28 protein-coding genes are annotated in these 26,561 nt (G+C 69.7%); 23 read left to right on the top strand and 5 right to left on the bottom strand.

What is annotated here, in order from left to right:
• Positions 1-20 precede the first annotated feature (20 nt).
• From ACWPXK_RS27435 to hisH, 7 genes are all read left to right on the top strand, one after another.
• On the top strand, positions 21-887 hold the full coding sequence (locus ACWPXK_RS27435) for an arylamine N-acetyltransferase family protein (RefSeq protein WP_454199049.1): 867 nt from the start codon (positions 21-23) through the stop codon (positions 885-887).
• A gap of 72 nt (positions 888-959) precedes the next feature.
• Positions 960-2,711, top strand: coding sequence for a penicillin-binding transpeptidase domain-containing protein (locus ACWPXK_RS27430; protein WP_454199048.1), 1,752 nt, complete (start codon positions 960-962; stop codon positions 2,709-2,711).
• 100 nt (positions 2,712-2,811) lie between these two features.
• Positions 2,812-4,416, top strand: a complete 1,605-nt coding sequence (locus tag ACWPXK_RS27425) for a protein kinase domain-containing protein (protein ID WP_454199047.1) — start codon at positions 2,812-2,814, stop codon at positions 4,414-4,416.
• A gap of 236 nt (positions 4,417-4,652) precedes the next feature.
• On the top strand, positions 4,653-5,990 hold the full coding sequence (gene hisD / locus ACWPXK_RS27420) for a histidinol dehydrogenase (RefSeq protein WP_454199046.1): 1,338 nt from the start codon (positions 4,653-4,655) through the stop codon (positions 5,988-5,990).
• Positions 5,987-7,120 carry a histidinol-phosphate transaminase gene (locus tag ACWPXK_RS27415; RefSeq protein WP_454199045.1) on the top strand — a complete coding sequence of 378 codons (1,134 nt, stop codon included), beginning with the start codon at positions 5,987-5,989 and terminating at the stop codon, positions 7,118-7,120. The genes hisD and ACWPXK_RS27415 overlap by 4 nt, the downstream gene beginning before the upstream one ends.
• A gap of 44 nt (positions 7,121-7,164) precedes the next feature.
• On the top strand, positions 7,165-7,779 hold the full coding sequence (gene hisB / locus ACWPXK_RS27410; RefSeq protein ID WP_040777163.1) for an imidazoleglycerol-phosphate dehydratase HisB: 615 nt from the start codon (positions 7,165-7,167) through the stop codon (positions 7,777-7,779).
• The gene (gene hisH, locus ACWPXK_RS27405; RefSeq protein ID WP_454199044.1) at positions 7,776-8,408 is read left to right on the top strand and encodes an imidazole glycerol phosphate synthase subunit HisH; all 633 of its coding nucleotides are present in this window, start codon (positions 7,776-7,778) and stop codon (positions 8,406-8,408) included. Before hisB ends, hisH begins: the two co-directional genes overlap by 4 nt.
• 40 nt (positions 8,409-8,448) lie before the next feature.
• On the opposite strand, the gene ACWPXK_RS27400 is transcribed toward hisH, so the two are convergent.
• Positions 8,449-8,910, bottom strand: coding sequence for a hypothetical protein (locus ACWPXK_RS27400; protein ID WP_454199043.1), 462 nt, complete (start codon positions 8,908-8,910; stop codon positions 8,449-8,451).
• Positions 8,911-9,055: 145 nt separating this feature from the next.
• Positions 9,056-9,559: a nuclear transport factor 2 family protein gene (locus ACWPXK_RS27395; protein ID WP_454199042.1), complete on the bottom strand. Its 504-nt coding sequence runs from the start codon at positions 9,557-9,559 to the stop codon at positions 9,056-9,058.
• Positions 9,560-9,658: 99 nt separating this feature from the next.
• Between ACWPXK_RS27395 and ACWPXK_RS27390 the strand changes: the two genes are divergently transcribed.
• The 5 genes from ACWPXK_RS27390 to hisI all read left to right on the top strand — a co-directional run bounded on the left by ACWPXK_RS27390 (position 9,659) and on the right by hisI (position 12,984).
• A complete protein-coding gene (locus tag ACWPXK_RS27390; protein WP_454199041.1) occupies positions 9,659-10,120 on the top strand; it encodes a MarR family winged helix-turn-helix transcriptional regulator in 462 nt (153 codons plus the stop codon).
• Positions 10,121-10,183: 63 nt separating this feature from the next.
• Positions 10,184-10,915, top strand: a complete 732-nt coding sequence (gene priA / locus ACWPXK_RS27385) for a bifunctional 1-(5-phosphoribosyl)-5-((5-phosphoribosylamino)methylideneamino)imidazole-4-carboxamide isomerase/phosphoribosylanthranilate isomerase PriA (protein ID WP_454199040.1) — start codon at positions 10,184-10,186, stop codon at positions 10,913-10,915.
• Positions 10,912-11,727 carry an inositol monophosphatase family protein gene (locus ACWPXK_RS27380; RefSeq protein ID WP_454199039.1) on the top strand — a complete coding sequence of 272 codons (816 nt, stop codon included), beginning with the start codon at positions 10,912-10,914 and terminating at the stop codon, positions 11,725-11,727. The genes priA and ACWPXK_RS27380 overlap by 4 nt, the downstream gene beginning before the upstream one ends.
• A gap of 4 nt (positions 11,728-11,731) precedes the next feature.
• Positions 11,732-12,505: an imidazole glycerol phosphate synthase subunit HisF gene (hisF, locus tag ACWPXK_RS27375; protein WP_454199038.1), complete on the top strand. Its 774-nt coding sequence runs from the start codon at positions 11,732-11,734 to the stop codon at positions 12,503-12,505.
• A 131-nt stretch (positions 12,506-12,636) separates the two neighbouring features.
• Positions 12,637-12,984, top strand: a complete 348-nt coding sequence (gene hisI / locus ACWPXK_RS27370) for a phosphoribosyl-AMP cyclohydrolase (RefSeq protein WP_454199037.1) — start codon at positions 12,637-12,639, stop codon at positions 12,982-12,984.
• Between the two features lie 6 nt (positions 12,985-12,990).
• On the opposite strand, the gene ACWPXK_RS27365 is transcribed toward hisI, so the two are convergent.
• From ACWPXK_RS27365 to ACWPXK_RS27355, 3 genes are all read right to left on the bottom strand, one after another.
• Positions 12,991-13,443, bottom strand: coding sequence for a MarR family winged helix-turn-helix transcriptional regulator (locus ACWPXK_RS27365; protein ID WP_454199036.1), 453 nt, complete (start codon positions 13,441-13,443; stop codon positions 12,991-12,993).
• 201 nt (positions 13,444-13,644) lie between these two features.
• Positions 13,645-14,193: a permease gene (locus tag ACWPXK_RS27360; RefSeq protein WP_454199035.1), complete on the bottom strand. Its 549-nt coding sequence runs from the start codon at positions 14,191-14,193 to the stop codon at positions 13,645-13,647.
• Between the two features lie 271 nt (positions 14,194-14,464).
• Positions 14,465-14,920: a peroxiredoxin gene (locus ACWPXK_RS27355; RefSeq protein ID WP_454199034.1), complete on the bottom strand. Its 456-nt coding sequence runs from the start codon at positions 14,918-14,920 to the stop codon at positions 14,465-14,467.
• A gap of 159 nt (positions 14,921-15,079) precedes the next feature.
• On the opposite strand from ACWPXK_RS27355, the gene ACWPXK_RS27350 reads away from it, so the two are divergent.
• From ACWPXK_RS27350 to ACWPXK_RS27300, 11 genes are all read left to right on the top strand, one after another.
• Entirely contained in the window at positions 15,080-16,639 is a 1,560-nt protein-coding gene (locus ACWPXK_RS27350; protein ID WP_454199033.1) for an anthranilate synthase component I, read from the top strand.
• Positions 16,636-17,454 (top strand): TIGR02234 family membrane protein, encoded by an 819-nt coding sequence (locus ACWPXK_RS27345; RefSeq protein WP_454199032.1) that lies wholly within the window; start codon positions 16,636-16,638, stop codon positions 17,452-17,454. The genes ACWPXK_RS27350 and ACWPXK_RS27345 overlap by 4 nt, the downstream gene beginning before the upstream one ends.
• A gap of 183 nt (positions 17,455-17,637) precedes the next feature.
• On the top strand, positions 17,638-18,456 hold the full coding sequence (gene trpC, locus ACWPXK_RS27340; RefSeq protein ID WP_040777193.1) for an indole-3-glycerol phosphate synthase TrpC: 819 nt from the start codon (positions 17,638-17,640) through the stop codon (positions 18,454-18,456).
• On the top strand, positions 18,453-19,718 hold the full coding sequence (trpB, locus tag ACWPXK_RS27335; protein WP_454199031.1) for a tryptophan synthase subunit beta: 1,266 nt from the start codon (positions 18,453-18,455) through the stop codon (positions 19,716-19,718). Before trpC ends, trpB begins: the two co-directional genes overlap by 4 nt.
• Positions 19,719-19,746: 28 nt before the next feature.
• Complete coding sequence (trpA, locus tag ACWPXK_RS27330; RefSeq protein WP_454199030.1) at positions 19,747-20,550, top strand: tryptophan synthase subunit alpha; 804 nt, start codon at positions 19,747-19,749, stop codon at positions 20,548-20,550.
• A gap of 118 nt (positions 20,551-20,668) precedes the next feature.
• A complete protein-coding gene (gene lgt / locus ACWPXK_RS27325; protein WP_454199029.1) occupies positions 20,669-21,754 on the top strand; it encodes a prolipoprotein diacylglyceryl transferase in 1,086 nt (361 codons plus the stop codon).
• 254 nt (positions 21,755-22,008) lie between these two features.
• Positions 22,009-22,503, top strand: a complete 495-nt coding sequence (locus tag ACWPXK_RS27320; protein ID WP_454199028.1) for a TM2 domain-containing protein — start codon at positions 22,009-22,011, stop codon at positions 22,501-22,503.
• A gap of 181 nt (positions 22,504-22,684) precedes the next feature.
• Complete coding sequence (locus ACWPXK_RS27315; protein ID WP_454199027.1) at positions 22,685-23,437, top strand: amino acid ABC transporter substrate-binding protein; 753 nt, start codon at positions 22,685-22,687, stop codon at positions 23,435-23,437.
• A 10-nt stretch (positions 23,438-23,447) separates the two neighbouring features.
• A complete protein-coding gene (locus ACWPXK_RS27310; protein WP_454199026.1) occupies positions 23,448-24,116 on the top strand; it encodes an amino acid ABC transporter permease in 669 nt (222 codons plus the stop codon).
• 103 nt (positions 24,117-24,219) lie between these two features.
• Positions 24,220-25,638 carry a pyruvate kinase gene (gene pyk, locus ACWPXK_RS27305; RefSeq protein WP_454199025.1) on the top strand — a complete coding sequence of 473 codons (1,419 nt, stop codon included), beginning with the start codon at positions 24,220-24,222 and terminating at the stop codon, positions 25,636-25,638.
• Positions 25,639-25,733: 95 nt separating this feature from the next.
• Positions 25,734-26,552, top strand: coding sequence for an acyl-CoA thioesterase (locus ACWPXK_RS27300; RefSeq protein ID WP_245547961.1), 819 nt, complete (start codon positions 25,734-25,736; stop codon positions 26,550-26,552).
• Positions 26,553-26,561: the final 9 nt, after the last annotated feature.

The raw sequence follows: 26,561 nt of genomic DNA, 5'->3' as shown, positions 1-26,561 counted from the left end.
AACGACGAAGTGAGGACATGATGACGAAGCCGACCGACCCGGCGTTTCACTGGAACGGCGCCGATCTCGACCTGGACGCCTATCTGGCCCGGATCGGCTTCGATGGCGAGCGCACCCCCACCGTGGCGACGCTGCACGAGCTGGTGCGGGCGCACACCACCGCGATCCCGTTCGAGAACCTGGAGATCATCCTCGGCCGCACGATCGAGCTGGACCTCGCGACGTTGCAGGACAAGATGGTCCGGCGCCGCCGCGGCGGCTACTGCTACGAGAACGTCGGACTGTTCGCGGCAGCGCTGGAACGGATCGGCTTCGGCGTCACCGGCCTCAGCGGCCGGGTGAGCATGGGCGCGGGCGCGGGGTTGCGGCCCGCCACCCACGCCCTGCTGCGTGTGACGACCGCCGATGACGACCGTGTCTGGCTCTGCGATGTGGGTTTCGGCGCCGGTCCGCTCGTGCCCTTCGAGTTGTCCACGAAGACCGGCGAATTCACCGCGGGGGAATGGAAGTTCCGCCTGGAACGCACGCTCGGCGAACTCGATTCCGACTTGTGGGTGTTGCACCAATTCGGCCGGGAAGGCTGGGTCGACCGCCACAGTTTCACCCTGAACCCGCAGTACCGCATCGACTACGTCGTCGGCAATCATTACGTGTCCACGTCGCCGCGTTCGCCTTTCACCACGCGGCCGTTCGTCCAGCGCTTTCACCCGGACGTGCACTACGTGCTGGACGGCACCAAGTTCGTTACCGAGCATCCCGACGGAACGAGCGACACACGGGAGTTGGAACCGGCCGAGCTGCCCAAGATCCTCGCCGAGGTGTTCGACATCGAGCTCGCCGAAGCCGACGCCGACGCGTTGGCCCAGGCCCCATGGGCGCGCAACTGACAACAGCTGGCGGAAGGCGAGGCAGCAGCCGCCTACGCCGTCGGCGCGCTCCGGCCCGATAGTGTCGGAGGCGTGCGTACCAACCGGAACCCTCTCGTCCTGTTCGCCGCACCAGTGCTCGTGCTCGCCGCCTGTTCGTCCGGACCGGACCAGCCCGGCACCGTGGCCGGGCAGTTCGCCGAGGCGCTCAATCGCGACGACATCGCCGCGGCCGCCGCGCTCACCGACAACCCGGCCGCGGCGTCCGACACGCTCGGCAGGCTCTACGACGGGCTCGGCAAGGATGTGCGCTTCGAGGTCGGCTCAGCGGAGGACAACGGCTTCGCGCTGGCCGCGACCTGGAAGCTGGGCGAGGGCGGCACGACCGAGTGGACCTACACCACCAACGGCACCGCGAGCGAGAGCGGTGCGGGGTGGAAGGTGAAGTGGGATCCCGCCACCCTCGCCCCCGGGCTGGCTTCGGGGCCGTTGAGCTACAGCCGGGTCTATCCCGAACCGGCCCGCGTTCTCGATGCCGCCGGTGGCGAGTTGATGACCGAGCAGGTCGTCACGCTGGTGAATATCGCCCCCGGCGCCGACCTCGCGGCGGTGGCGGACCTGCTCGGTCCGCTCGCATCCGGCCTCACCACCCAGTCGCTGCAAACGGAACTGGTCCAGGCGCAAGGAAAGCCGGTCACCGCGATCACCCTGCGCGAGACGGATATCGCTCCGATCCAGGACCGGCTCGCCGCCCTGCCGGGTGTCACCCTCGCGCCGCAGACCCGATTGCTGACGACCGATAAAGCGCTGGCCGCACCGACCCTGTCCGGGCTCGCCGAGTTGTGGCAGGAATCCGCCGACGCGAACGCCGGTTGGGCGGTGCGCGCCCAGACGCCGGAGGGCACCCAGCGCGTGGCCGGGAAGGACCCGACGGCCACCACCGACATCGTGACCACCCTCGACCTCGGCCTTCAGCGCGCGGCCGAGGCGGCGCTCGCGCCGATCGCGCAGCCCGCCGCGATCGTCGCCCTGCGCCCTTCGACCGGCGACGTGGTCGCGATCGCGCAGAACGCCGCCGCCGACGCGCAGGGCCCGATCGCCTTGACCGGCCTGTACCCGCCCGGCTCGACGTTCAAGACGGTCACCGTCTCCGCCGCGCTGCAGGCGGGCACGGTCACACCCGACACCCAGCTGGCCTGCCCCGGCACCGCGAACATCGAGGGGCGCCGCATCCCCAACGACAACAATTTCGATTTGGGCACGGTGCCGCTGCACACCGCTTTCGCGCGTTCCTGCAACACGACGATGGGCGCGCTCGCGGTGAAACTGCCCGCCGACGCCCTGACGAAAGCGGCGGCACAGCTCGGGCTGGGGATCGACTACGTCACACCGGGCCTGACCACTGTCACCGGAAAAGTCCCACCGGCCGGCAGTTCCGCCTTGCGGGTGGAGTCGGCGATCGGTCAAGGGCAAGTGACAGCCTCGCCGTTCGGCATGGCACTGGTGGCCGCCTCGATCGCCCGCGGTGCCGTGCCGGCGCCCACCCTCGTCGCGGGGCGGCCCGGTACCCCGGACCGGACGCAGGACGCGCTGCCGCCGACCGTCGCCGACCAGCTGAAATCCATGATGCGCGAGACGATCACCGGCGGTACGGCAACGCAGCTGCGCGATATTCCCGGACTGCTCGGTAAGACCGGAACCGCGGAGTACATCGACGACACCCACGCGCACGGCTGGTTCGTCGGCATCGACGGTGACCTGGCATTCGCGGCCTTCGTCAGTGACGCGCGCGGTTCGGCTCCCGCGGTGGAGGCCGCGGGCCGGATGCTGCGCGCGGCGCGATAGTCCGTTTCGGGCGATTTGGGCCCGGAACATGGCCCGGCTGACGCGTGCGAGTATTCCGGCGCCCGCTACACTCATCCCCGGACCGCGTGAAGTTATCAATATGCGGGATGTCACGATTTCGAGAAGGTTCGGAGTAGGCGCCATCGATACCGGTCAGTTGATCGCGGAGCATTACCGCCTGGTCGAGCGGATTGGTAGCGGCGGCACGGGCGTGGTCTGGCGTGCCGTCGACGAACGCCTCCAGCGCTCCGTGGCCGTCAAGCAGATCCACATCCAGCCGAGCCTGCCCGAGGCCGAACGGGACGTGGTGCGTCAGCGCGCCATCCGGGAGGCCCGCAATGCCGCCCGCTTCCAGCATCCGAACGCGATCGTCGTGTTCGACATCACCGAGCACGAGGGCGACCCCTGCCTGGTGATGGAGTACCTGAAGTCCAAGAGCCTCGCCGCGGTGATCGCCGCCCAGGGCACGCTGTCGCTGACCCAGGTCGCGCGGATCGGCGAGCAGGTCGCCTCGGCGCTGATCGCCGCGCATCAGGCGGGCATCGTGCACCGCGACGTGAAGCCGGGCAACATCCTCCTCGACGACCACGGCACGGTGAAGATCACCGACTTCGGCATTTCCCGCGCGACCGGTGACGTCACGCTCACCGAGACCGGACTGATCTGCGGCACCGCCGCCTACCTCGCACCGGAGATGGCTCGCGGCGCCGATCCGACGCCCGCGTCCGACGTGTTCGCGCTGGGCGCCACGCTGTTTCACGCGCTGGAGGGCGAACCGCCCTACGGCGGGGGCTCCAATCCGCTCGCGGTGCTCTACGCCGCCGCCAACGGTCAGGTGAGCGAGCCGCGCAACGCCGGTCCCGCAACGGATTTCCTGCTCGACCTGCTCAGCCCCGAACCGTCCGAGCGCCCGAGCATGCGGGTGGCCAGACAGCAGCTCGCCGCGTTCGCCGACGCCGGTCCCGCGCCGGTGGCCGCCGGATTCGTCCCGGCCAGTGAGGCTTTCGCCCGGCCGCGAGCGGGGGAGCCGGAATCGGCCACCCGCACGCTGCGACCGTCGGCGATGTCCTCGGCGCCCTACACGCCGACCGAGCGGCGTCCGCGTCCGGCACCGGCGCGCCCGCCCGCCCAATACGACACCGCGGCGCATCCGCCGACCATGGCGCAGCCGCGTCCGTTGCCCGAACGGCGGCCGGGTGGCAAACGGCGCGCGGTACTGATCGGCGCGCTGGTGGGCGCGGTCGCCGCCATCTCGGCGTTGCTGATCAGCGCGTTCAGCCAGTCCGGTGGTGACTCGCCGAGTCCGCAGGCGAACCCGCCGTCGGCGACCGCGACGACGAGTCCCGGTTCGACCTCGACCGTCGCCGCCGAGCTCGGCCGCACCCCGAGCTCGGGAGAGCGGGTCGACATCGGGGCGGCAGGTGGCCTGATCGAGCAGTTCTACAGCGATCCGAGTGCTTCATGGACGCTGCTCACGCCCGCCGCGCAGAAGGTCTACGGCAACGAACAGGGCTTCCGGCAGTACTGGGGGGCGCGGACCATCGACACCTTCGCCACCATCGAGGCGGCCAGGCGGACGAACAACGACGACGGGTCGGTCGACATGCGACTGGCCAGCCTCACTATCGAGGGTCAGACCAAGGGCCTGACGCTGCGCGTGGTCAGCTCGGGTGGGCGTCTGCTCATCGATAGCGATACCCGTTAGGCATCGGTCGCAGAGTTGGTCAGGCGGAGTCGAGCACCGCGAACACCGAGACAAAGCTCCCGGCCTCGGCTGAGTGCTCGCCAGTAGCGGGTCCGGGAAGAGTGCCGACCACAGACGGTGGCATGGCGAGAGCCCCGGCGGTCCATGTGGCCCGGATCGGGTCCGGCCGCGTCGATTAGGCTGGAGCTGCAACTTTCCTGTTGCGGAATCAGCTGGAGACAAGGAACCGACACCACATGACAACCCGCATCGAGCTCGCCCGCGTCGATCTGCGCGGTCGTACTCCCTCCGTTGCCGAGCTGCGCGCCGCGCTGCCCCGCGGGGGAGTCGACGTGGACTCGGTGCTGCATCAGGTGCGTCCGGTGGTCGAGGCGATCCGCGACGAGGGTGTGTCGGCGGCGCTGGAGTTCAGCGAGCGGTTCGACGGCGTGATCCCGGCCACGGTGCGGGTGCCCGCCGCCGAGCTGGACGCCGCGCTGGACCGGCTGGACCCGGCGGTGCGCGCGGCACTGGAGGAGTCCATCGCCAGGGCGCGCAAGGTGCACGCCGATCAGCGGCGCACCGACAAGACCACCGAGGTGGTTCCCGGCGGCACGGTCACCGAGCGCTGGGTGCCGGTGGAGCGGGTCGGCCTGTACGTGCCGGGCGGGAACGCCGTCTACCCGTCCAGCGTCGTGATGAACGTGGTGCCCGCGCAGACCGCGGGTGTCGGCTCGCTGGTGGTGGCCTCGCCACCGCAGGCGCAGTTCGGTGGGCTGCCGCACCCCACTATCCTGGCGGCCGCGCGGCTGCTCGAGGTGGACGAGGTGTGGGCGGTCGGCGGCGCTCAGGGCGTCGCGCTGCTGTCCTACGGCGGCGTCGACACCGACGGCACACAGCTGGAGCCGGTCGACCTGATCACCGGCCCCGGCAACATCTACGTCACCGCGGCCAAGCGGCTGTGCCGCGGCCTGGTCGGCATCGACGCCGAGGCGGGCCCCACCGAGATCGCGATCCTCGCCGACGCGACCGCCGATCCGGTGCACGTGGCCGCCGACCTGATCAGTCAGGCCGAGCATGACGTGCTGGCCGCCAGCGTGCTGGTCACCGACAGCGAGCAGCTGGCCGACGCGGTGGACGCGGCGCTGAACGCGCAGCTGACCGTGGTCAAGCACGCCCACCGGGTCGGCGAGGCGTTGCGCGGCAAGCAGTCCGGCACGGTCCTGGTCGACGACATCGAGCAGGGTCTGCGCGTGGTGAACGCCTATGCCGCCGAGCACTTGGAGATCCAGACCACCGACGCGCCCGCGGTCGCGGCCAGGGTGCGCAGCGCGGGCGCGGTGTTCGTCGGTGCGTACGCACCGGTCAGCCTGGGCGACTACTGCGCGGGTTCCAACCACGTGCTGCCCACGGCGGGCTGCGCGCGGCACTCGTCGGGCTTGAGCGTGCAGACCTTCCTGCGCGGCATCCACGTCGTGGAGTACACCGAGGCGGCGCTGAAGGATGTCGCCGGTCACGTGGTGGCGCTGGCGAACGCCGAGGACCTGCCCGCGCACGGCCAAGCGGTGCAGGCGCGCTTCGAGGCGCTGTCGTGACGGGCGTTGTGCGCGCGCCCGGCGCGAGCGTGACCCTGGACGACCTGCCGCTGCGGCCGAACCTGCGTGGCAAAAAGCCTTACGGCGCACCGCAATTGACCGTCCCCGTGCAGCTGAACACGAACGAGAACCCGCATCCGCCGAGCCGGGCGCTGATCGACGACGTCGCCGAATCGATCCGCGCGGCCGCCGCGGACCTGCACCGCTACCCGGACCGCGACGCCGTCGCGCTGCGCACCGACCTGGCGCGGTACCTGACCACGCAGACGGGCGTCGCGGTGCACACCGGCAACGTCTGGGCGGCCAACGGTTCCAACGAGATCCTCCAGCAGCTGTTGCAGGCGTTCGGCGGCCCCGGCCGCAGCGCGCTGGGTTTCGTGCCGTCGTACTCGATGCACCCGATCATCTCCGAGGGCATCGACACCGAGTGGATCGAGGCGAAGCGCAACGCCGACTTCTCCCTCGACGCCGATCACGCGCTGGCCGCCATCGCCGAGCGCACACCCGACGTGGTCTTCGTGACCAGCCCGAACAACCCCACCGGGCACAGCATTCCGCAGCAGGATCTGGCGCGCATCCTGGACGCCGCGCCCGGGATCGTGGTGGTCGACGAGGCCTACGGTGAGTTCTCCGCGCAGCCGAGCGCCATCGGGCTGATCGACCGGTTCCCGGCCAAGCTGGTGGTCACCAGGACGATGAGCAAGGCGTTCGCGTTCGCCGGCGGGCGCCTGGGTTACCTGGTGGCCGCGCCCGCGGTGATCGACGCGATGCTGCTGGTGCGGCTGCCCTATCACCTGTCGGTGGTCACCCAGGCCGCCGCGCGCGCGGCCCTGCGGCACGCCGACGAGACCCTCGGTAGCGTCGCCGAGCTGGCCGCGCAGCGCGATCGGGTCGCGGTGGCGTTGCGGGAGATGGGTTTCGACGTGATCCCCAGTGACGCCAATTTCCTGCTGTTCGGCCGCTTCGCCGACGCCCCGCGCACCTGGCAGCGCTACCTGGACCACGGTGTGCTGATCCGCGACGTCGGCATCCCCGGCTATCTGCGCACCACCATCGGCCTCGCCGCCGAGAACGACGAGCTGCTGAAGGTCAGTGCGGCGCTGGCGGGCACCGACCTCGCAGCGCGATGACCCAGCGCCGGGAAACCCCGGCGACAACCCGATTGGACGTGAGCATGAGTAGGACCGCCCGGGTGGAGCGGATCACCAAGGAATCCAGCATCGTCGTCGAACTCGATCTGGACGGCACCGGCAAGACCGAGATCGCCACCGGCGTCCCGTTCTACGACCACATGCTGACCGCCCTCGGCGCGCATGCGAGCTTCGACCTGACCGTCCGCGCCGAAGGCGACATCGAGATCGAGGCGCACCACACCGTGGAGGACACCGCGATCGTGTTCGGCCAGGCGCTCGGTAAGGCGCTGGGCGACAAGGCGGGGATCCGCCGCTTCGGCGACGCCTACATCCCGATGGACGAGACGCTGGCGCACGCCGCGGTCGACGTGTCCGGCCGCCCGTACTGCGTGCACACCGGCGAACCGGAGCACCTGCTGCACGCGGTGATTCCGGGCTCCGGCCCCGGTGCGCCGTATTCCACCGTGCTCAACCGCCACGTCTTCGAGTCGATCGCCCTGAACGCGCGCATCGCCCTGCACGTGCGAGTGCTCTACGGCCGCGACCAGCACCACGTCACCGAGGCCGAATTCAAGGCGGTCGCGCGGGCTTTGCGCGCCGCGGTGGAACTCGACCCGCGGGTGAGCGGGGTCCCGTCCACGAAGGGAACGCTGTGAGGAAATCCGTCGCCCTGCTCGACTACGGCTCCGGCAACCTGCACTCCGCCGAGCGGGCGCTGACCAGGGCGGGCGCCCGAGTCGACGTGACGGCCGACCCGCAGGTGGTGCTGGCCGCCGACGGTCTGGTCGTGCCAGGCGTCGGCGCCTTCGCCGCGTGCATGGCGGGTCTGCGGCAGGTGCGGGGGGAGCGGCTGATCGGTCAGCGGCTGGCCGGTGGACGCCCCGTGCTGGGGATCTGCGTCGGCATGCAGATCCTCTTCGAGCGAGGGGTCGAGTTCGGCGTGCAAACGGACGGATGCGCCGAGTGGCCCGGCACCGTCGAACGCCTCTCCGCGCCGGTGCTGCCGCACATGGGCTGGAACACCGTCTCCGCTCCCGCCGACACCGTCCTGTTCGCCGGCCTCGACGCGGCCACTCGCTTCTACTTCGTGCACTCCTACGCCGCCCAGGCGTGGGATCTGCCGCCCAGCGACCACTTCGCCGCGCCCAAGCTCACCTGGGCCGAGCACGGGGTGCCCTTCCTGGCGGCGGTGGAGAACGGCGCGCTCTCGGCGACCCAGTTCCACCCGGAGAAGTCCGGCGACGCGGGCGCCCATCTGCTGCGCAACTGGGTGGACTCGCTGTAGCGACGATCCCGCGCACCCCGGCGCGGGATCGTCGCTCGACTCAGCGCGACACGACCTTGCTGACCAGCCAGCGTCCGTCGACGTTGTCCACCGTCACGGTCATCGCCATGCGGCCGGTCTGCGGGAGGCCGTCGGTTTCGTCGCTGGTCACCGTTCGTGTGACGTCCACGTCCACCACAGCGCGGTTGTCGTCGCCGGAGACGACGCGGCAGTCCGCCGAATCGGCCTGGGCACGCAGGTGTGAGGCCTGCGCGCTCGCCTGGATATTGCCGCGGAAGTTCTCGAACTCGGCCCGGAATTCTCCGGTGCTCAGGTCGAGCATCGTGCGGACGTGGTCGTCGAACCGCGCGTAGTCGTATGTCGCTGCCGCGGTACCGAATTCGCACCCGGCCAGGCGCGCCTCCTCGGGCGGGGCCGCGGCGGCGACGGGTGCGGCGACCATCGCCGCGGAGCAGGTGGCTGCCGAAAACATCAGTGCGGCAGCGAGTGTCGATCGTGACATGCACTTCCTCGGTGCGAGGGGAAAGCGGCGACCAGGGTTGATCGCCGAGCGCAGACGATACCGGCCAGCCGGGCCGATCCGTGGCGATCTCGCGAGCGGGATCGCCCTCGCCTGCTACCGCGCACGGATACCGGCCGCCAACCGCTCACGGACGGGTGCCGTTCGACCAGATCGGGATGGTCTGCACCCGCGACAGCCGCCAGCCCTCCGCGGTGCGCACCGCGTCGAAGCGGTAGATCTCGCCGAGCGTGTATTGCGGTTGCGGAATCGTCCCATTCGTCGCGGCGGGCGCGAAGGTGGCGATGAGGTTGGCCCGGACGTCGGCGGCGTCGCCGCGCAGGTCGACCAGCACGTTGCTGATGACGTGCTGAATGTGCTTGTCGTCGGTGTGGTTGCGGCTGGCCTGTGCGATCAGCGCGTCGCGGCCCTCGGCCGTGCCGCCCGGCGTCTTCGCGGTCGCGTCGGGCGTGTAGATCGCCCGCAGGTCGTCGAAGCGGCCCTCGTCCAACGCGCGGCCGAGCCGGTCGACCAGCGCGGTGATCTGCTGGCGGTCCAGCATGTCACGGACTTCCCGGGTGTCGGTCGTGGTGGCGGTGGTGCAGGCGGCGGTGAGCGCGGCCAGCGGGAGGGCGAGGCGGATCTTGCGCATCGGATGGGCCTTTCCACTATAACGTTGGTTGCTCCAACGTTGGCGCTGTCAACGTTATCAGTTGTGGGTGTCACCAACAAGTGTTGTTAGAGTGACCGCATGGAGATCGCGCACGAGCGTGCGGCGGAGAGACTGAAGGTCCTGCCCACCCGGCTGGTCAATCAAGTCGCGTTGGTGGCGAACCGGGCGACCGAGCGCGCGCTGGAGACCACCGGCTCCCGCCGCTACCACTACGCGCTGCTGGCCACGCTCGAGGAGTTCGGCGCGGCCAGCCAGGCCGAGCTGGGCAGGCGCACCCGCATCGACCGCAGCGACGTCGTCGCCGCCGTGAACGACCTCGCCGGGCGCGGTCTGGTCCAGCGCAGTCCCGACCCCGCCGACCGGCGCCGCAACATCATTACCCTCACCACCGCGGGCGCCCGGCACCTGGACGATCTCGACGAGCGGCTGGCCGGCGCCCAGGACGAGTTGCTGGCCGGATTCTCCGCCGCGGACCGCCGCACCCTGATCACACTGCTGACCCGGATACTGGAGACGCACAGCGCCGACCGCGGCCGGTGATCGAGGTCCCATTCGCCCAGGCCCGTGACTCGGACGCGGCCGGGTAACCACTAGGCTGCTCTCGTGAGTCTTGTGCTGCTACCCGCCGTCGATGTCGCCAACGGAGAGGCCGTTCGCCTCGTGCAAGGAGAGGCAGGCAGCGAAACCAGCTACGGTTCGCCGCGTGAGGCGGCGCTGGCCTGGCAGGAGGCCGGCGCGGAATGGGTGCATCTGGTCGACCTGGACGCGGCCTTCGGGCGCGGCTCGAACCGGGAGTTGCTCGCGGGCGTCGTCGGCGAGCTCGACGTCAAGGTGGAACTGTCCGGCGGCATCCGCGACGACGAGAGCCTGGAGGCGGCGCTGGCCACCGGCTGCGCCCGGGTGAACCTCGGCACCGCGGCGCTGGAGGACCCCACCTGGTGCGCCGAGGCCATCGCCCGGCACGGCGAGCGCATCGCCGTCGGCCTGGACGTGCGCATCGTCGACGGTGAGCACCGGCTGCGCGGCCGCGGCTGGGTCAGCGACGGCGGCGACCTGTGGGAGGTGCTCGAACGCCTGGAACGCGACGGCTGCTCGCGCTACGTGGTGACCGACGTGACCAAGGACGGCACGCTCACCGGCCCCAACCTGGCTCTGCTGCGCGAGGTGTGCGCGGCCACCGACGCGCCGGTCATCGCCTCCGGCGGCGTCTCCACCATCGACGACCTGGTCGCGATCGCCGAGCTGGTGCCGGATGGCGTCGAGGGTGCGATCGTCGGCAAGGCGCTCTACGCGGGCCGGTTCACCCTGCCCGAGGCGCTGGCCGCGGTGAGATGACCCAGGCGCTGTCGGCACTGCTCGCGGAGGCGAGCGAGGTCCTGGACTCGGTGTGCTCGCGGTTCGTCGAGGGTGTCGGTGCGCCGAGCGCGGTCGTCAAGGGCCGCAACGACTTCGCCACCGCGCTCGACCTGGAGCTGGAGCGCACCATCTCCGCCGAGCTGCAGCGGCGCACCGGCATCGACGTGCACGGGGAGGAGTTCGGCGGCCCGCAGCTCACCTCCGGCACCGCGTGGGTACTCGACCCCATCGACGGCACGTTCAACTACTCGTCCGGGCATCCGCTCTCGGGCATGCTCCTGGCCCTGATGCGTGACGGCGAGCCGGTGCTCGGCCTGACCTGGCTGCCGCTGATCGGGCGTCGATACGCGGCCATGGCCGGTGGCCCGGTGCTGCTGGACGGCCGCCCGCTGCCCCCGCTGCCACGGGGCGCACTGGCCGAGTCGATGATCGGATTCGGCGCGTTCAACGTCGACTCGCACGGCCGCATCCCCGGACAGTTCCGCTTCGATCTGCTCGGTCCGCTGAGCAGGCTGTCCTCGCGGGTGCGCATGCACGGCTCCACCGGCATCGATCTGGCGTTCACCGCCTCCGGCGTACTCGGCGGCGCGATCGTCTTCGGACACCATCCCTGGGACAACGCGGCGGGCGTCGCGCTGGTGCGCGCGGCCGGCGGCGTGGTCACCGACCTGGCGGGCCGGCCGTGGACCATCACCTCCGGCTCCGTGCTGGCGGCCGCACCGGGCGTACACGAAGAACTGCTCGAGATGATCTGCACGGTCGCCGACCCGACGGCCGCGGAGAAAGGGTGAGGCAATGACGTTGGCCGTACGTGTGATTCCGTGTCTGGACGTCGACGCGGGCCGGGTGGTCAAGGGCGTCAAGTTCGAGAATCTCCGCGACGCGGGCGATCCCGTGGAGCTGGCCGCCCTGTACGACGCGCAGGGCGCCGACGAACTGACCTTCCTCGACGTGACCGCCTCGACCGGCGACCGCGGCACCATGATCGACGTGGTGACCCGCACCGCCGAGCAGATCTTCATCCCGCTCACCGTCGGCGGCGGGGTGCGCACCGTGGAGGACGTGGACCGGCTGCTGCGTGCGGGCGCCGACAAGGTGTCGGTGAACACCGCCGCGATCGCGCGGCCCGAGGTGCTGCGCGAGATGTCCGAACGGTTCGGTTCGCAATGCATCGTGCTCTCGGTGGACGCGCGGACCGTACCGGACGGCCAGCCGGACACCGCTTCCGGCTGGGAGGTGACCACGCACGGCGGCAAACGCGGAACCGGCATCGACGCCGTCGAATGGGCGGTGCGCGGCGCCGAACTCGGAGTCGGTGAGATCCTGCTGAACTCGATGGACGCCGACGGCACCAAGGTCGGTTTCGACCTGCCGATGATCCGCGCCGTGCGGGCCGCGGTCACGGTGCCGGTGATCGCCAGCGGAGGCGCGGGCGCGGTCGAGCACTTCGCACCGGCCGTGCACGCCGGCGCCGACGCGGTGCTCGCGGCCAGCGTGTTCCACTTCGGCGAGCTGACCATCGGCCAGGTCAAGGATGCGATGCGGGCGGAGAAGATCGTCGTCCGGTAGCGGTTGGCGGAAAACGCCGCGCCGGACGCGTACCTGGCGGGTGCTGGGCGAGTTCCAGCCGTCGGCGTGCGCGCTGAACCGGAGGCATGGCGGGCGCGTCGACCGGTGACCGGCACTGTTATAACGGTGCTATGAGTCTGGATCCCGCCATCGCCGCCCGCCTCAAGCGCAACGATGCCGGGCTGGTGTCGGCCGTCGCGCAGGAACGCGCCACCGGTGACGTGCTGATGGTCGCGTGGATGGACGACGAAGCGCTGGCACGGACGCTGGAAACCCGCAAAGCGACGTACTATTCGCGCTCGCGGCAGCAGTACTGGGTCAAAGGGGAGACCTCCGGCCACACCCAGTACGTGCACGAAGTGCGGCTGGACTGCGACGGCGACACGATCCTGTTGGTCGTCGATCAGGAAGGCGCGGCCTGCCACACCGGCACGCACACCTGTTTCGACTCGGATGTGCTGCTCGCCGCGCAATCCTGAGCGCGGTTACCCACTCGACGGGCGGTCGTCGTCCTTGCCCGCCGAGCTGAGGCCGCCGGACTGGTCGAGCCGGTCGGCGAGCCGCGCGGCCAGCAGCTCGCCCAGTTCGGCGAGCTGGGCCTTCTGCCCGTCGTCCAAGCCGTCGAAAACCAGGTGGCGCACGGCGTCCACATAGCCGGGCGCGGCCTCGACAACCTTCAGGTATCCCTCGTCGGTGAGCACGGCGTGGACGCCGCGCCGCCCGGCGGTCGCCGAACGCTCGGCCCAACCCATGCGCTCCAGCTTGGACACCACGTGCGACAGGCGCGATAGCGATGCGTTTGCCTTGTGGGCAAGCTCACTCATCTGAAGCCGGTGGCCCGGTTCTTCCGACAGCAGCGTCAACACCCAGTACTCGAAATGCGTCACGCCGGACTCACGCTGCAGCTGGGTATCCAGTGCCGCTGGTAGACGTGTCATCAGCGCAACGATGGCGCGCCAAGCTCGTTGTTCGACGGGATCGAGCCACTTCGTCACTGTGTGCCTTCTTTCAAGCCAAGTGACGTGGTTGTGTTCGTGGACCTAGGGATTGTGGAAAAGCATGTGCACAGTCACCCGCGCCCATGAGTTTGCCACGACTTCGCTCGACCGTCATAAAGATCGCGAATGACGTGAGTTCACTCACACACTCTCTGCGCCTGCGGCCGTCGCGGCGCGCGGGTGGGTGCGCCGCCACTTGCGCAGCAGCAACAAGCCGGCCGCGAGCAAGAACAGCAACGTGGCAACGATCGCTCCGGCGAGCGCGGCGCCACGGAACGCGGGCGCGTCCACGTCCAGGATCCGCTCGCCCGCATGGGCGGCGCTGCTGTTCCCCAGCACGATGGTGAGGGTCATCAGATTGGGGATCGTGAAGAGAATCGCGACGACCGCGGCCGCCCCCGCCAGGAACCGGCCCGCCTTCCTGCGCCAGAACAGCACGGCGAACAGCAGCAGGAAAAGCGGTACGACGGTGCAGAATCCGCCGAAGAACAAGCCCCAGCCGATACCCTCGGCGAAGCTGCCGCCGACCATCGACCCGACCCGCTGGGCCCACCAGCGCGGGATGAACGCGGACAAGACCAGATAGGTGAGGGCGAGCAGGGCGAGGATCGCGGCGCCGAGGATGATCCGTGTGCGCCAGACGGTGGCCGTGGGTTTGCGTCCGCCGGGCTGAACCTCGGTCGAAGTCATGCGAAAAGCCTATGCGGCTGCCTCGCCTTCGCTCGGCCCGGCGCGCGGGCTACAGACGGACTTCGTCCGGCTGCGCCTTTTCTGCGGCTGCCTCAGCCTTCGCTCGGCCCGGCGCGCGGGCTACAGACGGACTTCGTTCGGCTGCGCCTTTTCTGCGGCTGCCTCAGCCTTCGCTCGGCCCGGCGCGCGGGCTACAGACGGACTTCGTCCCGCTGCGCCCGTTATGCCGCCCATCAGCGCGAACCCGGCCGCGCAGACGGTGCGGCGTGAGCTACCTGGCGCGCAGGTACGCCAGGGCCTCGTCGGCGTGCACGTTGGCGCGCAGCTCGCCGGTGATGATCTTGCCGATGGTGCGGTCGGTGTCGATGACGAAGGTCTGCCGCTTCACTGGCGCCAGTTTGCCCAGCAGTCCGCGCTTCACGCCGAACCGCGCGGCCACCGCGCCGCCGGAGTCGGACAACAGCGGATAGCCGAGGTGTTGCTTCTCGGCGAACCCGGCCTGGGTGTCCACGCCGTCGGTGCTGATGCCGACGCAGGTGGCGCCGACGGCGGCGAACTCGGCGGCCAGATCACGGAAATGGCAGGCTTCGGCCGTGCACACCGGGGTGTTGGCCGCGGGATAGAAGAAGAGGACCAGTGGGCCGTCCGCCAGCAACGCGTCGAGGGAGCGGGGTGTGCCGGACTGATCGGGAAGCTCGAAGTGCGGGGCGAGCTGTCCTGGCTGCATGCCCGAGAACTTACCGGGCGCTTGGTTCGCGGGCGTAGTGAGAGCCGCCACACCGCCCGCGCCGGACGACCGATCTGATTTGTCCGGTTTGTCGCCTCCGCGGCCGTGTCACCGGCACCGCTCACCGGCTTGTCGGCCCGGCCTGGGATGATGTGTCCCATGCCAGGCACGTCCACTCCCACCACCACGACCCGCGAACAGTTCCATCTGCTGGCCGCGGAGCACCGGGTGGTCCCGGTGACCCGAAAAGTGCTGGCGGACTCCGAAACTCCGCTGTCGGCCTACCGCAAACTGGCGGGCGACCGGGCAGGCACCTTCCTGTTCGAGTCCGCGGAGAACGGACGTTCGTGGTCGCGCTGGTCGTTCATCGGCGCGGGCAGCCCCTCCGCGCTCACCGTCATCGACGGCGAGGCGGCCTGGCTCGGTCACATCCCGGCCGACGCGCCCTCCGGCGGCGACCCCCTGGTCGCGCTGCGCGAGACCCTGGAGCTGCTGCGCACCGAGCGACTGCCCGGACTGCCTCCGCTGACCGGCGGCATGGTCGGGTACCTCGGCTACGACGCGGTGCGCAGGATAGAGCGGCTGCCGAACCTGGCGCTGGACGACCTGGCCCTGCCGGAGATGGTGCTGCTCCTGGCCACCGACCTGGCCGCGTTCGACCATCACGAGGGCGCGATCACGCTGATCGCCAACGCGGTCAACTGGAACGGCACCGCCGAGCGGGTGGACGAAGCGTATGACGACGCGGTGGCCAGGCTGGACCGGATGACCGCCGCGCTCGGCGCCCCCGCCGATTCCACCGTGTCGGTGTTCGACCAGCCCGAGCCGCGATACCGGCGCAAGCGCACCAGCGAGGAGTTCGGCGCGGGAGTGCGCCGGCTGGTCAAGGAGATCGAGGCGGGCGAGGCGTTCCAGGTCGTGCTGTCGCAGCGTTTCGAAATGGACTACGACGGTTCGCCGCTGGACCTGTACCGCATGCTGCGCGCGTCGAACCCGAGCCCGTACATGTACCTGCTGCACATCCCGGACGGCGACGGCGGCACCGCGTTCTCCATCGTCGGCTCCAGCCCGGAATCGCTGGTGACCGTGAAAGACGGTGTGGCGACCACTCATCCGATCGCGGGCACCCGCTGGCGCGGCGTCACCGAGGAGGAGGACCTGCTGCTGGAGAAGGGCCTGCTCGCCGACGAGAAGGAGAACGCCGAGCATCTGATGCTCGTCGATCTCGGCCGCAACGACCTGGGCCGGGTGTGTGAGCCGGGCACGGTGCGGGTCACCGAGTACCGGCACATCGAGCGCTACAGCCACGTGATGCACCTGGTGTCGACGGTGTCGGGGCGGCTGGCGCCCGGGCGGATCGCGCTGGACGCGGTGCGGGCCTGCTTCCCGGCGGGCACCCTGTCCGGCGCGCCGAAGGTGCGGGCCATGGAGCTGATCGAAGAACTCGAGCCGACCCGCCGCGGCATCTACGGCGGCGTCGTCGGGTACCTGGACTTCGCGGGTGACGCCGACACCGCGATCGCCATCCGCACCGCGCTGCTCAAGGACGGCACGGCCTACGTGCAGGCGGGCGCCGGCGTGGTCGCGGACTCCGACCCGGAGTACGAGGACGTGGAATCACGCAACAAGGCGATGGCGGTGCTGAAGGCCATCGCGGCAGCCGGAACGGTCCGGGCCTACGGTACGGAACCGAGTGCGGGGAACGGCGAACCGCGATGACAGCGGCCGACGACCCCGAGAAGGTACCGGGCCGGGCCCGGGAACCGGCCCCGGACGCGAGCGCCACGGCAGAGCCGCAGTCCGCTCCCGCGCCGGACGATTCCGTCGCGTCCACGGAATCGACTCGTGGCGCCGCCGATTCCCGCCGCAGGTATCCGGTCGGTGCTGTCGTGTTGCTGGCCATCGCCGCCGCCGCGCTCTGGGCCTCGTCCCGGATGACGTGGGTGACCCTCACCTCCTCCGACGGGCTCACCCAGCCACGCACGGATCATCTGGGCGGCGGGGTGTGGTTCGGCGCTCTGACACCGCTGGCGCTGGTGCTGCTCGCCTCGATCGCGGCCGTGCTGGCCACCAGGGGATGGTTGCGCCGGGTGGTCGGCGTGCTGATCGCCTTGGTCGCCGCGGTGGCCGCGGTGCCTGCGTTCGCGCTGCTGACCAAGTCCGGCGCGCTCGCCGAACGGGCCGCGAAGCTCGCCGAACTCCCGGCCCGCGCGCAGGTGCAGGAGGCGACCACATCGGCGTTGCCGGCCGTGCTCGCCCTGCTCGGCGCGATCGCCGCCTTCGGCGCGGGCGTCCTGTTGGCCCGGATGCCCGCGGAAACGTCGCGCCTGTCCGGCAAATACGACAATCCGGTCTTCCGGCGCGCCGCCGCGACGGCGGAGGTCACGCAGCGGCGCGCGCAGTCTCCGGAGCACGGATCCCCGCCGCAATTATCGGAACGTGTGCTGTGGGACGCACTGGACGCCGGTACCGACCCGACCGAGGAACCTCCGGACGATCCGGACCCGGGCGAGGCGGGCCGACGTGCGCGCTGAACCGTCCCCGCGTGCCGGGTGTGGCGGGTACCACCTTGCGCCGAGCCCTTCCGCGTGGTCCAACTCGAGCCCCGGCGCGAACGCGCCCGGTAGGTCCATTTATTCTTTGTCAGCATCGGTGAGACAGCGCCTGGGGGGATTCTCAGGTAGCAAGTCCGTCTCCCCAGAAAGGATTCGAGCCAGATGACGGTACTCGACTCGATTCTCGACGGGGTCCGCGCGGATGTGGCCGCTCGGGAAGCCCTTCTCGACTTCCAGGCGGTCAAGGCCGCCGCCGCCGCCGCGCCCGCGCCGCTGGACGCCCGTGCCGCGCTGCTCGAGGACGGCATCGGCGTGATCGCCGAGGTCAAGCGGGCCAGCCCGTCCAAGGGGGAGCTCGCGGACATCCCCGACCCGGCCAGCCTCGCCAAGGCCTACGAGGACGGCGGCGCCCGGATCATCAGCGTGCTCACCGAGGGCCGCCGCTTCAACGGGTCGCTGGACGACTTGGACGCGGTCCGCGCCACGGTGAACATCCCGATCCTGCGCAAGGACTTCGTCGTCGGCCCGTATCAGATCCACGAGGCCCGCGCGCACGGCGCGGACGTCATCCTGCTCATCGTCGCGGCGCTGGAGCAGGACGTGCTGTCCTCGCTGATCGACCGCACCGAATCGCTGGGGATGACGGCGCTGGTCGAGGTGCACACCGAGGAGGAGGCCGACCGCGCGCTGGAGGCGGGTGCGTCCGTGATCGGCGTGAACGCTCGCAACCTCAAGACGCTCGAGGTCGATCGCGACGTGTTCGCCCGGATCGCGCCCGGACTGCCCACCGAGGTCATCCGGATCGCCGAGTCCGGCATTCGCGGCACCGCCGACCTGCTGGCCTACGCGGGCGCGGGCGCGGACGCCGTTCTCGTCGGCGAGGGCCTGGTGACCAGCGGCGACCCGCGCGCCGCGGTGTCGGAGCTGGTGACCGCGGGCACGCACCCGTCCTGCCCGAAGCCGGCGCGGCGGGGCCGGTGACGAGCGTGGCGGCATTACCGCAGGCCAGTGACGGCGTCGCCCAGCGCAGCGGCCACGAGCCGGACGCGGGCGGGCACTTCGGCGTCTACGGCGGCAGGCACGTCCCCGAGGCGCTGATGGCGGTGATCGAGGAGGTCACCGCCGAATACGAGAAGTCCCGGCTCGACGAGTCGTTCCTCAACGAACTCGACCGGCTGCAACGCGATTACACCGGCCGCCCGTCGCCGGTGTTCGAGTGCACGCGGCTGGCCGAGCACGCGGGCGGTGCGCGCATTCTGCTCAAGCGCGAAGACCTGAACCACACCGGCTCGCACAAGATCAACAATGTGCTCGGCCAGGCCCTGCTGGCCAAGCGGATGGGCAAGACCAGGGTGATCGCCGAGACCGGCGCGGGCCAGCACGGCGTGGCCACGGCGACCGCCTGCGCGCTGCTCGGCCTGGACTGCATCATCTACATGGGCGCGGTCGACACCGCGCGCCAATCGCTGAACGTCGCGCGCATGCGCCTGCTCGGCGCCGAGGTGATCTCGGTGACCTCCGGTTCGCAAACCCTCAAGGACGCCATCAACGAGGCGTTGCGCGACTGGGTGACCAACGCCGACGACACCTACTACTGCTTCGGCACCGCCGCGGGCCCGCACCCGTTCCCGATGCTGGTGCGCGATTTCCAGCGCATCGTCGGCATGGAGGCCCGCGCCCAGGTGCAGGCCTCGACCGGCCGGTTGCCCGACGCGGTCGTCGCCTGTGTCGGCGGCGGCTCCAACGCCATCGGCATCTTCCACGCGTTCCTCGACGACGCCGACGTCCGGTTGATCGGCTACGAGGCGGCCGGTGACGGCGTCGACACCGGGCGGCACGCGGCCACTTTCACCGGCGGGACGCCGGGCGCTTTTCAGGGCGCGTACTCCTACCTGTTGCAGGACGAGGACGGCCAGACCATCGAGTCGCACTCGATCTCGGCGGGTCTGGACTACCCCGGCGTCGGCCCCGAACACGCCTATCTGAAGGACATCGGCCGCGCCGAGTACCGGCCGATCACCGACACCGAGGCGATGGACGCGCTGTTGCTGCTCAGCCGCAGCGAGGGCATCATCCCGGCGATCGAGTCGGCGCATGCGGTCGCGGGCGCGGTGCAACTGGGCAAGGAACTCGGTCCCGGCGCGATCATCCTGGTGAATCTCTCCGGCCGGGGTGACAAGGACATGGACACGGCAGCGCGGTGGTTCGGGCTGTTCGACGCCGAGACCGAGGAGGACCAGTGAGCAAGCCGAGTGCAGGCGAGGCGCAGTCGTGAGTCAGCAGTCTCGTCTGGCGAACACTTTCGCCGCCTGCCGCGCCGAAGGCCGCGCCGCGCTGATCGGCTATCTGCCCGCGGGTTTCCCCGACCTCGCCGGTTCGATCGACGTCGTGCGCGCGATGGTCGAATCCGGCTGCGACATCATCGAAGTCGGCGTCGCCTACTCCGATCCCGTGATGGACGGCCCGACCATTCAGGCCGCCGCCGAGCAGGCGCTGCGCGGCGGCGTGCGCGTGCGTGACGTGTTCTCCGTCGTCGAGGCCATCACCGCCGCCGGCGGCAAGGCCGTGGTGATGAGCTACTGGAATCCGGTGCTCAAGTACGGCGTCGATCGCTTCGCACGCGATCTGGCCGCCGCGGGCGGGTCGGGCATCATCACCCCCAACCTGATCCCGGAGGAGGCCGACGATTGGTTCGTCGCCTCGTCCACGCACAATCTGGACCGCATCTTCCTGGTCGCGCCGTCGTCCACCGAGGAGCGCCTGGTGAAGACGCTCGAGGCCAGCCGCGGCTTCGTGTACGCGGCCTCGACCATGGGGGTCACCGGCGCTCGCGACGTGGTCTCCTCGGCCGCGCCCGCGCTGTGCGCGCGCATCCGGGCCCACTCCGACATCCCGATCGGCGTCGGTCTCGGCGTGCGCTCGGGGGAGCAGGCCGCCGAAATCGCGGGCTACGCCGACGGTGTGATCGTCGGCTCGGCGCTGGTCACCGCCGCCGCGGACGGGCTGGACGCGGTGCGGCGACTCACCGCCGAACTCTCGGACGGTGTCCGTTCACCGATCGCGTTCGTGAGTTGACTCATGGGCCGTGAGGTCCATCTGATGCCGCGGTTCGGGAGCAACAGGATGCCGGCGGATCGGGCGACGCCCGACCGTGGAGCTTGCGACTGAATCGCACTCCGCTACGGTGGCGACCGTGACCTTACGAGTCCTGGCAGACAGTGTCGTGGCCAACAGCGACGTGCTGGCCTACATTCCCAGCCCCGCGCAGGGCGTGTGGCAGATCGGGCCCTTCCCGTTACGGGCGTACGCCTTGTGCATCATTCTCGGCATCGTCGTCGCGATCTGGTGGGGTGAGCGGCGCTGGCGCGCCCGCGGCGGCCAGCCCGGCGCGATCCTGGATGTCGCGATGTTCGCGGTGCCGTTCGGTCTGGTCGGCGGCAGGCTCTACCACGTGGCCACCGACTGGCAGAAGTACTTCGGTGCGGACGGCAACCCGGTCGACGCGCTGAAGATCTACCAAGGCGGACTCGGCATCTGGGGCGCGGTGCTGCTGGGCGGCATCGGCGCGTGGATCGGCTGCCGGGTGTACCGGATCCCGTTGCCCGCGTTGGGTGACGCGGTCGCTCCGCCGATCCTGCTCGCCCAGGCCATCGGCAGGCTCGGCAACTACTTCAACCAGGAGCTGTACGGCCGCGAGACCGACCTGCCGTGGGGTTTGCAGATCTTCCGCCGGGTCGGCGACGAGGGTCAGCTGGACATGATGAACGGCGTCTCCACCGGCGTGGTCGACAAGATCGTGCATCCCACCTTCCTGTACGAGATGATCTGGAACCTGCTCGTCGTCGGGCTGCTGGTGTACGTGGACCGGCGCTTCCGGATCGGGCACGGACGCCTGTTCGCGCTGTACGTCGCCGGCTACTGCTTCGGGCGGTTCTTCATCGAGCTGATGCGTGCCGACGAGGCCACCGAGATCGCGGGCATCCGGATCAACTCGTTCACCTCCGCCGTGGTGTTCCTGGGCGCGATCGCCTACTTCGTGTTCGCCACCAAGGGCCGCGAGACGCCCGAGCAGTTGCAGCCCGGTGCCAGTCCTCGCCCGTGGCCGTGGCAGCTCCGCGCGCTGCGCGCCGCGGGTACGGCGTCGGCCGAGAAGCCTTCGGCCGCCGCGGCATCCGATCAGACCGGGACCGATGCGGCCGCGGCACCGACCGCGGAGGAGACCTCCGGTGGCGAGTCCGCCGAGACCGGTTCGGAGAAGGCGGGTTCGGACAAGAGCTGATTCGTGCCATCCGGCGCAGGCGACGCAGTGGGTTCGGCGCGCCCGCCGATGCGCTGCCGCCTGCGCCGGGTTCTCCTGCACGGCAACGAATCGGCGACACACGGCGATAACTCCTCGCAGGGCCGAGAATATCGAGGGCGACAACTTGGTCGATCCCGGTGACAATGTCTCGTGATCGTCGCGAGCGGCAAATCGGCGGTCCAGCAATGACGGGGGCCGAGTAGAGGGTGCCCGCACTAATGAGGAGGACATGAGTGACCGACCCTAACCAGCAGATTCCGGGTTCCACGGGCCCGCAGTACGGCCCGCCCGGTACGGGTCCGGATCTGACCAAGCCGCTGGAGGCGCAGAGCCCGCCGCAGTACAACCCGCAGTCGGCCCCCTACGGCCAGCCGCAGTACGGCCAGCCCGCCGACCCCTACGGCCAGCAGCCGGGCGGTTACCCGCCTGCGCCGTACCCGGGCGCGCCGCAGGGCTACAACCCGAACGACCCGGAGGCGCCGTGGGGCCGTGACCCCTTCGGCGTACCGCTGTCGGAGAAGCAGAAGCTGATCGCGGGCCTGCTGCAGATCTTCCTCGGTAGTTTCGGCGTCGGGCGCTTCTATCTCGGCTACACCGGGCTGGGCATCGCCCAGTTGGTGGTCACGATCCTCACCTGCGGCCTCGGCGGCATCTGGGGTCTCATCGACGGCATCATGATCCTCGTCGGCAAGGTCCCCGATCCCCAGGGACGCCCGCTGCGCGACTGAGCGCGGCACGACAGGGAGGCGGGCGCGGATTGTCCGCCTCCCTGCCTACGCCAGGCGAAATCACTGAGCGCAATCCTTCCGCGCACGATAATCGGAATACTGTCGCCCCAGTAGGTCCGGGCGTAGCATGACCGGATTCGCGGTCGTGTGTGGAGCTCCACGCACTGAAGAGAGGGATTTCGTGCGTCGCAAGCTATTCGCCGCCGCCATGCTCGCCATCGTCGCCGCCACGGGCCTGAGCGCGTGCGGCGACAGTGACCCGAACGTGCTGAAGGTCGGCACCGAAGGCACCTACGCGCCGTTCAGCTTCCAGGGCTCCGACGGCAAGCTCACCGGGTACGACGTGGAGGTGATCCAGGCGGTCGGCGACAAGCTCGGCAAGAAGGTGGAGTTCGTGCAGACGCCGTGGGACGCCATCTTCGCCGGTCTGGAGTCCAAGCGCTTCGACCTGGTCGCCAATCAGGTGACCGTGAACGACGAGCGCAAAGCCAAGTACGCGCTGTCGGCGTCTTACACCACGTCGGCCGGCGTCATCGTCACCCGCGCCGACAACAACGCCATCACCCGCCTCGCCGACCTCAATGGCAAGACCTGCGCGCAGTCGTCCACCAGCAACTGGAGCAAGGTCGCCACCGACGCGGGCGCGAAGGTCGAGGCGGTGGAGGGCTTCGTGCAAGCCATCCAGCTGTTGAAGAACGGCCGCGTGGACGCGACCGTCAACGACAATCTCGCCGTCGCCGAATACACCAAGAAGACCGGCGACAGCAGCGTGAAGATCGCGGGCAAGACCGGATCGGAGAGCAAGCAGGCGTTCGCCGCGCGTAAGAACGACGCGTTGATCACCGACGTGGACAACGCGCTGAACCAGCTGCGCGCCGACGGCACCCTGGCGAAGATCTCCGAGAAGTATTTCGGCACCGACGTCAGCCAGTAGCCGCCACTTCATGGACGCCGCGACCAGAGAGCTGATCTGGCACAACCTGTGGCCGATGCTGCAGGCCACCGTCACCAAAACCATTCCGCTGACCGCGATCAGCTTCGCCATCGGCTTGGTGCTCGCCCTGTTCGTCGCGCTGGCCAGGATGTCGCCGGTGCGGCCGCTGTCGGCGGCCGCCCGGTTCTACATCTCGATCATTCGCGGCACTCCGCTGCTGGTGCAGCTGTTCATCGTGTTCTACGCGCTGCCGCAATTCGGCGTCGTGATCGACCCGTTCCCCGCCGCCGTGATCGCGTTCAGCCTCAACGTGGGCGGCTACGCGGCCGAAGTGGTGCGCGCCGCCATCCTCAGCGTCGCCGACGGCCAGTGGGAGGCGGCCGAGGCGCTGGGCATGTCGTACCCCATGATCCTGCGGCTGATCATCCTGCCGCAGGCGGCCCGGATCGCGGTGCCGCCGCTGTCCAACACGCTGATCTCGCTGGTCAAGGACACCTCGCTGGCCTCGACGATCCTGGTGACCGAGCTGCTGCGGGTCGCCCAGCTGGCCGCGGCCCCGACCTTCGATTTCTTCGCGCTCTACGGGGTGGCGGCGCTGTACTACTGGGTAATCTGCCTGATCCTCGGATTCGCGCAGACCCGGCTGGAAACGAGGTTGGCTCGGCATGTCGCGCGCTGAGTATCGGTTTGTACCGGCTACCGAGCCCTCGTTCATATTTTTCACCAAGGTTTCACCGTGGCCACGGCGGGACCTGTACACCCAGCAGGACTAGGCTCTACCCGTGATGCGACGGACGAAGATTGTGTGCACGCTCGGCCCGGCCACTGCCACCGAGGACCGTATCCGCGAACTCGTCGAGAGCGGTATGGACGTAGCGCGGCTGAACTTCAGCCATGGCGAGCACGCGGACCATGCCGAGAACTACAAGAAGGTGCGTCAGGCCTCCGACCACCTCGGCCGAGCCGTCGGCATTCTCGCCGACCTCCAGGGTCCCAAGATCCGCCTCGGCCGCTTCCTGGAGGGCAAGACCGTCTGGGCGACGGGCGAAGAGGTCCGCATCACCGTCGACGACATCGACGGCACCCACGACCGGGTGTCCACCACCTACAAGGAACTGGCCAAAGACGCCAAGGCCGGCGACCGCCTCCTGGTCGACGACGGCAAGGTGGGCCTGGTCGTCACCCGCGTCGACGGCAACGATGTGGTCTGCCGTGTCACCGAGGGCGGCCCGGTCTCCAACAACAAGGGCGTCTCGCTGCCGGGCATGGACGTGTCGGTGCCCGCGCTGTCGGAGAAGGACATCGAGGACCTGGAGTTCGCGCTGAAGCTCGGCGTCGACTTCATCGCGCTGTCGTTCGTGCGGTCCCCGTCCGATGTGGAGCTGGTGCACGACGTGATGGATCGCGTCGGCCGCCGGGTGCCGGTGATCGGCAAATTGGAGAAGCCGGAGGCGATCGACAACCTGGAGGCCGTGGTCCTCGCCTTCGACGCGGTGATGGTCGCCCGCGGCGATCTCGGCGTGGAGCTGCCGCTGGAGCAGGTGCCGATCGTGCAGAAGCGCGCCATCCAGATGGCCAGGGAGAACGCCAAGCCGGTCATCGTCGCCACCCAGATGCTGGAGTCGATGATCGACAATTCCCGCCCGACCCGCGCCGAGGCCTCGGACGTGGCGAACGCGGTGCTCGACGGCGCCGACGCGGTGATGCTGTCGGGTGAGACCTCGGTGGGCAAGTACCCGATCGAGACGGTGCGCACGATGGCGCGCATCGTGCACGCGGTGGAAACCGAGTCGACCCGTGTCCCCCCGCTGACGCACGTGCCCCGTACCAAGCGCGGTGTGATCTCCTACGCCGCCCGGGACATCGGCGAGCGGCTCAACGCCAAGGCGCTGGTGGCGTTCACCCAGTCGGGTGACACGGTGCGCCGCCTGGCCAGGCTGCACACCCCGCTGCCGCTGCTGGCGTTCACGCCGCTGCCGGAGGTGCGCAGCCAGCTGGCACTGACCTGGGGCACGGAAACCTTCATCGTGCCGACCGTGAACACCACCGATGCGATGATCCACCAAGTGGATGTAGCACTTCTGTCGATGGACCGATACCAGAAGGGTGATCTGGTGGTCATCGTGGCGGGATCGCCGCCCGGCACCGTAGGCTCCACCAATCTGATCCACGTGCATCGCATCGGCGAGGAGGACCATTAGTGAGTGCTTCCCTAGGCAGCCCTGTCATCGTCGAGGAGCCGCCCGCACGGCGCTCCGACTTGGAGGTGCTGCTCGGCCTGCTCGATCTGGAACAGATGGACGAGGACGTCTTCGTCGGCCAGCACCCGGAGAAGGTGTGGAGCCGGACCTTCGGGGGTCAGCTCGTCTCGCAGGCCATCATCGCGGCGGGCCGGACGGTCGGTGACCGTCCGGTGCACGCCGTGAACGCGCATTTCGTGCGCGGCGGGGACGTGAAGAAGCCGATCGAGTACCGGGTGGACCGCCATCGCGACGGCCGCGCGTTCGCCAACCGCACGGTCACCGCCACCCAGGACGGCCAGGAGCTGTTCGTGATGCTCGCCGCGTTCCAGGATTGGGGCAAGGGGCTCGAGCACGCGCACGCCCAGCCGGAGGTGCCCGATCCGGAGACGCTGCCTCGCGTGGAGGAGAGCTTCGAAGGCTTGGAGGACAAGCTGGAGATGTTCGTCAACGCGCCGCATCCGATCGATATGCGCTACACCAACGACCCGGCCTGGATTCTCAAGGGCACGGGGGAGCGGCTCAACCACAACCGGGTGTGGATGCGCGCGGACGGCAGGCTGCCCGACGACCCGCTGATCCACGTCGCGATGCTGGGCTATTCGTCCGACACCACGGTGCTGGACTCGATCATCACCACCCACGGGCTGTCGTGGGGCCTGGACCGGATCGTGGCGGCCACGGTCAACCACTCGATCTGGTTCCACCGCCCGTTCCGTTTCGACGAGTGGGCACTGTACGCCACCGAGTCGCCGGTGGCAGCGGGCTCCCGCGGCCTGGCGACCGGACGGTTCTACTCCCGCAGCGGAGACCTGCTGGCCACCACGGTGCAGGAGGGGCTGATCCGCCACTTCCCCTCGCGCCAGCGGGGTTAGGCGTACCTG

Source organism: Nocardia sp. Marseille-Q1738, assembly GCF_965283145.1.
The sequence above is the reverse complement of the archived record's forward strand: the minus strand, read 5'-3'. Positions and strand labels throughout refer to the sequence as shown.